Raw genomic sequence first — 7,200 nt, 5'->3', positions numbered from 1 at the left:
CCCGGGCCCGGCGCGCCCCGCTGTACCGCTGTGATCGACGGGGTGGAGACGGTGATGTCTCCACGGGCGTTCTGAGCCTGGGCGTCGCTCGGCGCCGGTGTCTCGGAGGCCGTGCCACTGACCGACGTGTTGGCGTGACGGTGGCACGGGTTTCCGGTCCTCCTTGTCCGTGCTGCCTGCCGTAAGGGGGCCTCTCTCTCGTGCAGCGCCCTGTGCGGCGTACCGCAGGACCGGCCCGCAGCGCACAGGGGTATTCCGCGGGCCATCGGGCGCCCTGTGGCCTCGGGCCAGGGCCCGGGGGAAGCCGGGGAAGGAGAGGGCAGCACGGCAGGGTGAGCGCCCCTGGTGAACCTGGCTCCCGTGGAGACCGTGCCCCGGCGCGGCATGCGCCTGGCAACGGGCGCCCCCGAGGGGAGAAGCAGGCGATGAACGGGCCGGTGGTCGTGGGAGTGGACGGTTCACCCTCAGCCCTGGCAGCGGTGGACGCCGCAACCCGGGAGGCGTCGCTGTGCGGTGCGGAACTGCGCGTGGTGCATGCCTTTCTGTGGCCTGCCATGCACGCACCGCCCGGTTCGTCGCCGCTTGGACCTCCCACCGGCGCCCTGTACGAAACGGTCGAACGGATCGTGGCGGACGCCGTGGACCGCGGGCGGAGCCAGGCCGCCGGCTTGCACGTGAGTCACGCCGTGATCGCCGGTGAGGCATCGACGGTCCTGTGCGCACAGTCGCGCACGGCGCAGCTCATCGTGCTCGGCCACCGAGGCTCCGGGGGCTTCGCCGAGCTGCTTCTGGGTTCCACCGCTGTACATCTGAGCGCGCACGCCCACTGCCCGGTGATGGTCGTTCGGGGACGCCCGGACCCGGCCGGTCCGGTGCTGGTGGCCGTCGACGGCTCCCCCCAAGGGCAGCCCGCCATCGCCTTCGGCTTCTCCGAGGCCGCCCTGCGGGGCACCGACCTGATAGCGCTCCACGCCTGGAGCACCTGGACCGACCACGGCGAGCACGCTCTGGGCCACCCGGTGGAGCTGGTGGGCGACGTGGACCGGCTCAGGCAGGAGGAAGAGCAAGCGCTGACCGAGGCCCTCTCAGGACACCGCGACCAGTACCCGGGCGTCACCGTACGGCCCCATCTGGTCCGCGGGCGCACCCGCCCGGCCCTGATCGAAGCGAGCAAGGGCGCCCAACTGATGGTGGTCGGCGCACGCGGGCACGGTGGATTTACCGGCCTGCTCCTGGGATCGGTCAGCCAGGCCGCCCTCCACCACGCCCACTGCCCGGTCACTGTGGTGCGCTCCGACCTCTGATCGGCTCACCGGCACCTGGGGCGACTCCCCTGGAACAGCACCGTTGCTGCCTTCTTGTGGACCTGCGCCGTGAAGTAGTGGCCAGCGCCACGTCCCCACGGCGATCAGGACGCACGGCGGCGCTGATCCGGGTGGGGCGCTGGTGCTGCCCTGTTCCAAGACGCCCGCGGGGCGCACGTCGTCTTTGCCGGAGTCCAGCAGCGGACGGCGCGGATGGCCTGGGGCCAGCAGGCCGGTCGGGGCTGCTGGGATTCGGGTTCTCCCCCTCTCTGCCGGGCCTGACGGTGCATCAGGCTCGGGTGGTGGGCCGACCGGAGCGGGCTGGGGTGGGTTGGGGTGAACCAGGTGTTCCAGCAGAAGCTGAACGCACAGTTCACGAGGGTTTGGTGGCGGCGGATGCCGGTATCAGAGCGGACCTGGAAGTCGGCCCAGTCGAGTTCGTCCATGACCTGCTTGTAGCTCTGCTCGACCCAGTGCCGCAGCCCGTAGAGCCGTACCGCTTCGGTGAGATCGGCGGCCGGATGGCGGCGCGGGCACCGTGTCCAAGTTTCGGCGGCCGGGGGCAGCTGGCACGATGAGGCAGTGCCGCGTCTCACCCGGCAACACCTGTGCGCACGCGGACTCACCAAGGGAGACTGACATGGCCGGCGACTTTCCGGCGCCCGAGACGGGCATCCTGCTCACGCACTTCCTCACGGTTTCTGACGTGGCTCGCTTGCGGGTCTTCTACGCCGACGTCCTCGGCGGGCACGTCGTCCAGGCGGAGAACCCCTGCGTCGTCCAGCTCGCCAACAGCTGGATCATCATGAACCCCGGTGGCGGTCCCACCCCGGATAAGCCGGGCATCACCCTGCAGCCCCCCACCGACCCCAACACCACGAGCAGCTTCCTCAACATCCGGGTGGCCGACATCCAGGACTGCTACCAGCGGTGGAGCTCGCAAGGGGCCCAATTCCTCACCGAACCGCTCGATCGTAAGGCCGAACTGCGCTGCTACATGCGGGACCCGGACGGCTACCTCATCGAAGTCGGCCAGGCCACCGGGATCCTGCAGGGCATCCTGGCCGACCCACCGGCCGGCAACCGCTGAAGGCCGAGAAACAGCGTCGCCATCGCCTCCAAGGAAGCCTTCGCCTGGACCAAGACGCCACCGACCCCAGCCGCTGCACCGCGGCTGTAGCTGTAGGAGAACAGGGCCTCGACGGCGCCGGCCCGCTCCTCCTCGCGCTCGTCTTCGGTATCGACGAGAAAACCGCCATCCGTTACGCGGACTTCGCACGGCAACTTCTCCAGGCCGGCCTCGAATCCGACATGGCGTGTTCGCCACGAACCCACGGACCCCCGACGGCTCAGCAGGCTTCTATCAAGTCACTCCCAGGCCAGGGCTCTCGCCCTGTGGACCGCCGTGGACATCTCAACGGAAAGCCTTCCGGCACGTGTTCTCCGAATCACCGGGTGCTCCCGCCGAGCCTCTCCCGTCGAAGAAGCCCGGCCCGCCAAGGCTGCACCAATAGGTGTTCTCGTTCGAGGCGCGCTGCCACGGGCTGGCCGGCTCACAGAAGTAGAGCGGGACGTTGGTGGCGCGGGTGAACTCGTCGTGTCGGCTCATCTCGCTGCCTTGATCCCAGGTCAGCGAGCGGGCGAGTTCGGCGGGCAGGCCAGCGAAGGTATGCACGAGCGCGTCGCGGACGTGCTCGGCGGTGCGGCCGTCCGGCAGGTGCAGGAGCTTGACGTAGCGGGTGGTGCGGTCGAGCACGCTGGTGACCGCGCCCCAGATGCGGGTGCCGTGGCGGTCGAACTGCATCTGGGTGACGCGCTCGGCCGCATCACGCAGGCGAACTTCCTTGACTAATGGTGGAGTCGGGTATTGGAACTGTCTGAACGCCTATGGCCAGCCCTCTCTTCCTGAAACTCGGATCAACACCGGTCACATGACCGGGCTGGCCCAGGCCGCGCCGTTCTCTCAGAACGCCACCCAGACGAACAACATCACCAACGAAGCCGTCGACAAGGCCCGCGAAAGCATCGAGGCCTGTGACGGCGCCTGGAAGGACTGCGCGGCCAGTACTCCGAAGTGGACGCCGCGCTGCGCGACCTCGACATGATCACCCCGCGCCTCGATGAACCCGCTGTTTTCCCCAGACTGTCTGCCCGCCACGACCCCACCTACCAAGCGAGTGCGAGGAAACCCCTCCGTGCGTACTGTCGCGGATTCGAACTGGGCGATGCCTCAAGGGGCGGGCAGAGAGAGTGGCTGTTCGCCGAGCTGCCGTCCCACCCGGAAATCGGTCGCCCTCTGGCCTCAGCGGCCGCTGGAGGCGTGGAGCCGCGTCACGCCGGATGCCAGGCATCATGTCCCCGGCCTGGGTCGTACAGACTTTGCCCTGCCCGGGTGCCCCTGATGCGGGAGATCCTCCAGGCGTACGACGGCCTGGACGACACCGAGACCGTTGCCATGGTCGACAGGAGCTGCCAACGGTGCAGTCGGGTCTTGGCATTCTCGGAACGCCGTGCGATGACCAGGTACGACGGAGCTCGTCCGTCCGGACGGAAATGCGCCTTCCGATCTCTCAGGTCAGGTCCAGGGCGAGGCTTGCCGGGATGGCGTCGAAGGCTTCCTCGACGCGTCGGGCCAGAGTTTTGGTGCCGCCGTGTCCGCGGCGTTTGTCGTAGCCGCCGGGGCCGCGGCCGGCGACCCAGTTGCGGGCGCCGCAGCGCCAGGCACTGAGGGCGAACTCGCCGAGCAGGCGCAGCCGGACGTCGTCGCGGCTGTCGGTGTCGAGGCGTTCTTCGAGGATTTTGACGAGGCGCTGCTGGGCCTTCATGGAGGACAGGATGCTGTGGTCGCGCAGGACGGGGGTGCCGGCGGCGAGGCGGCGGGTGCGCAGGAAGCGGTGGTCCCAGTCGTCGGGCATGGACAGGATGGCCGCGGTCAGCGAGGTGCGCAGCGCGTCGAGGGCCGGGCCGTGGGCGGTTTGCTGGGCGAAGTGGGTGGTGTAGGCGTCCCACAGTTCGCCCTCGGCGGCCATGGCGACATCTTCTTTGGTGCCGTAGTAGCGGAAGAAGGTGCTGCGGCCGATTTCCGCGTGGGCCGTGAGCTCTTCGAGGGTGACGCGGTCGAAGCCGCGCTCACTGAACAGGTCCAGTGCGGCGTCGGCGAGGGCGCGGCGGGTGCGCTGCTTCTTGCGTTCGCGCAGCGGCAGGGCGCTGTCGCCGTCGGAGGCGGAGAAGTCGGTGGCCACGGGGCCAGGATACAGAAACAGGACTCAGGCTTGAATGGCCCTGGATCCATTTCGGTACTCGTGGCAGAGTTGGACTCAGTCTCGCTTTCTTGAGTGGCGGCGGGCCGGGCTGTGCCCTGCCCGTCCTGACCCGTCCTGACCGACCTGTGGGGAGAGCTGTCGCATGAATCGCCGTATCGAGACGCCGCCCGAGATCACCCGCGCCAATGTGCATACCGTGGTGATCACCGTCCGGCACCTGGGCGACGAGGAGAACCAGCGGAAAGCGGCCGAGACAGCGGTCGTTGGCCGGAGTGAAGGGCCGTGGCCGGAGGGGCTGTTGAGCTGGTCGCTGTTCACCAGTACCGACGGGCAGGCGTTGATGGCGTACGAGCAGTGGACCGGTGACGCCGCTCTCGATGCCGCTCTTGCCGCTCCCGCACCGTACGGACCGGGCATCCCCGGCACCGAACCGTCCGAACCGGTGCGCTACCGCCTGCACCGCTCACGCGTCAGCGAGGGCGGTCCACACGGTGCGGTGGGCTGCGTCGTGACGCCGGTGTTCGATGTGGACGGACCGGAACGGCAACGGCACTTCGTCGACGAGCTGTTCGCGATGACCGAGGACGTGGCCCCGGTGCCCGGCTCGATCGCCGCGCACTTCCACCTCAGCGCCGATGGCACCCGGGTGTTCAACTATGCGGAGTGGAGCGACGAGCAGTCCCACCTCGACGCGTTCACCGCCCCCGACCCCAAGGGCGTCCGGCAACGGGTCAGCGGCGAGATCCCGGGAGTGCGGCCCTGCGGTTACCGGCGCTGGCATCTGCACACCGCCTTGGCCGCGGCCTGAGCGGGCGCTGGAACCTCACCGGACGGACCGGTCCATGTCGCGCGAGGGCGCGGCGCCCGCGCTTCGGGGCGGGCCACGCTGACGGTGCTGCTGCTGGCCTCACGTCGAGCCGCTCACGAAACCGCGCTCGCACCTGTGGTGTGGCCGGGGCGTCTTGGTCGCCGAGCCGGTCCGAAATCTCTAGCAGGCCGCGCATGGTGGATCAACGGACTTGGCCCGCGGCGTTCCCGCGTGGCCAGCGGCGTCAGCTACACATCAGTTCGCGTCAGCGGCTTTCCGTGCCACGTAGACGGTGTTGGCCGCGGTTCCTTCCTGCAGGGGGTTGTCGAAGTCGACGACGTGGGCTTCGGATTCCGCGAAGACCTCCGCGAGGACGGAGTTGAACTCTTCGTCCGGCGGGTCGTTCGACCAGAGAGCGAAGACGCCGTCGGGGTGGAGACGGCTGGCGAGGGCGCGCATCCCGGCAGGCTGGTAGAGCGCCGCGTGACGGGGGTGCAGCACATGGCGCGGCGAGTGGTCGATGTCCAGCAGGATGGCGTGGAAACGGCGATCCGGGGTCTGGGGGTCGAGGCCGCGGGAGTCTGCGACCATCGCGAAGAAGTCGCCCTGGACCAGGCGGCAGCGGGGGTCCGACGCCAGGGAGGCACCGAGTGGTACGAGTCTGCGCTGGTGCCAGTCGATGACCTCGCCGAGTGCGTCGATGACGATCAGAGAGCGGACGCGTGGGTCGTCCAGGGCGGCTCGGGCGGTGTAGCCGAGGCCGAGCCCGCCCACGGCGACGTCGAGTTCCTCAGGTTCGGTGTTCGGCAGCTTCGCCAGGCCGAGCCGGCTGAGGTCGATCTCGCCCGCGGTGAAGAGGCTGGACATCAAGAACTCGTCCCCGAGTTTCACCTCGTACACATCGTCGCCCGAGGCCGGGTCCCGTCGGCGCCGCAGACTGATGTCGCCCATCGCCGTCGGGCGCCAGTCGATCTCTTCGAAGCGCGCGCTCATCCGTGCACCTTTCTCTGCCTGCCTGGGGTCAGGCGTCGATGATGACGGGGATGATGAGGGGCTTGCGGCGGTGGGTGCGGAAGGCCCAGTTGGCCACGGCGCGGGCGATGAGCTGTTCCAGTTGGTGTGCGTCGCCGACGCCTTCCTGGGCTGCGGTGGCCAGGGTCTTTTCGATGACGGGGATGACGGGTTCGAAGGTGGTGTCGTCGTGGACGAATCCGCGGGCCAGGAAGTCGGGCGTCTCGGCCAGGGCGCCCGTGTCGGCGTCGACGATCGCCACCACGGTGACCACGCCTTCCTCCGCGAGGGTGAGGCGGTCCTTGAGGGACGCTTCGGTGGCGCCGCCGACTTCCATGCCGTCCACGTAGACGTTGCCCGCGGGTACCTTGCCGGTGATCGTGGCGCGGCCGTCGACGAGGTCGACGACGACTCCGTCCTCGGCGATGACGACCCGGTCGGGGTCGACGCCGGTACGGATGGCGAGGTCGGCGTTGGCCCGCAGGTGGCGCCATTCGCCGTGGACGGGCATGACGTTGCGGGGTTTGACGATGTTGTAGCAGTAGACGAGCTCCCCGGCGCTGGCGTGGCCGGAGACGTGCACCTTGGCGTTGCCCTTGTGGACGACGTGGGCGCCCCACCGGGTCAGGCCGTTGATCACCCGGTAGATGGCGTTCTCGTTGCCGGGGATGAGGGAGCTGGCGAGCAGGACGGTGTCGCCCTTGCCGATGCGGATCACGTGGTCGCGGTTGGCCATCCGGGAGAGAGCGGCCATGGGCTCGCCCTGGGATCCGGTGCACACCAGAGTGATCTTGTGGTCCGGCAGCTTCTCCAT

At 69.1% G+C, this 7,200-nt stretch carries 7 protein-coding genes and 2 pseudogenes; 4 read left to right on the top strand and 5 right to left on the bottom strand.

Annotated elements, in window-relative coordinates; translation table 11 throughout:
* Positions 1–425 precede the first annotated feature (425 nt).
* Positions 426–1,304, top strand: coding sequence for a universal stress protein (locus GAS53_RS48020; RefSeq protein ID WP_151484100.1), 879 nt, complete (start codon positions 426–428; stop codon positions 1,302–1,304).
* Between the two features lie 195 nt (positions 1,305–1,499).
* Here GAS53_RS48020 and GAS53_RS58870 read toward each other — a convergent pair.
* A pseudogene (locus GAS53_RS58870) lies at positions 1,500–1,864 on the bottom strand (IS701 family transposase); the annotation flags it as partial.
* A gap of 80 nt (positions 1,865–1,944) precedes the next feature.
* Between GAS53_RS58870 and GAS53_RS48010 the strand changes: the two are divergent.
* Positions 1,945–2,394 carry a VOC family protein gene (locus GAS53_RS48010; RefSeq protein ID WP_151484098.1) on the top strand — a complete coding sequence of 150 codons (450 nt, stop codon included), beginning with the start codon at positions 1,945–1,947 and terminating at the stop codon, positions 2,392–2,394.
* 423 nt (positions 2,395–2,817) lie between these two features.
* Here the strand turns inward: GAS53_RS48010 and GAS53_RS48005 are convergent.
* Positions 2,818–3,081 (bottom strand): annotated as a pseudogene (locus GAS53_RS48005) (IS30 family transposase); the annotation flags it as partial.
* A gap of 154 nt (positions 3,082–3,235) precedes the next feature.
* On the opposite strand from GAS53_RS48005, the gene GAS53_RS55755 reads away from it, so the two are divergent.
* Positions 3,236–3,409 carry a hypothetical protein gene (locus tag GAS53_RS55755; protein WP_192583614.1) on the top strand — a complete coding sequence of 58 codons (174 nt, stop codon included), beginning with the start codon at positions 3,236–3,238 and terminating at the stop codon, positions 3,407–3,409.
* Positions 3,410–3,874: 465 nt separating this feature from the next.
* Here GAS53_RS55755 and GAS53_RS48000 read toward each other — a convergent pair whose 3' ends face one another.
* Complete coding sequence (locus tag GAS53_RS48000; RefSeq protein ID WP_225859571.1) at positions 3,875–4,546, bottom strand: TetR/AcrR family transcriptional regulator; 672 nt, start codon at positions 4,544–4,546, stop codon at positions 3,875–3,877.
* Positions 4,547–4,709: 163 nt separating this feature from the next.
* On the opposite strand from GAS53_RS48000, the gene GAS53_RS47995 reads away from it, so the two are divergent.
* Positions 4,710–5,375: an antibiotic biosynthesis monooxygenase gene (locus GAS53_RS47995; RefSeq protein WP_151484096.1), complete on the top strand. Its 666-nt coding sequence runs from the start codon at positions 4,710–4,712 to the stop codon at positions 5,373–5,375.
* Positions 5,376–5,630: 255 nt separating this feature from the next.
* Here the strand turns inward: GAS53_RS47995 and GAS53_RS47990 are convergent, their stop codons facing one another.
* On the bottom strand, positions 5,631–6,368 hold the full coding sequence (locus tag GAS53_RS47990; protein ID WP_151484095.1) for a polyamine aminopropyltransferase: 738 nt from the start codon (positions 6,366–6,368) through the stop codon (positions 5,631–5,633).
* A gap of 28 nt (positions 6,369–6,396) precedes the next feature.
* Positions 6,397–7,200: ribonuclease J (locus GAS53_RS47985; protein ID WP_151484094.1), on the bottom strand; the 804-nt coding region annotated here is incomplete at its 5' end.

The organism is Streptomyces albicerus (assembly GCF_008905045.1).
In the GTDB taxonomy this organism is placed as follows: Bacteria; Actinomycetota; Actinomycetes; order Streptomycetales; family Streptomycetaceae; genus Streptomyces; species Streptomyces albicerus.
The sequence above is the reverse complement of the archived record's forward strand: the minus strand, read 5'-3'. Positions and strand labels throughout refer to the sequence as shown.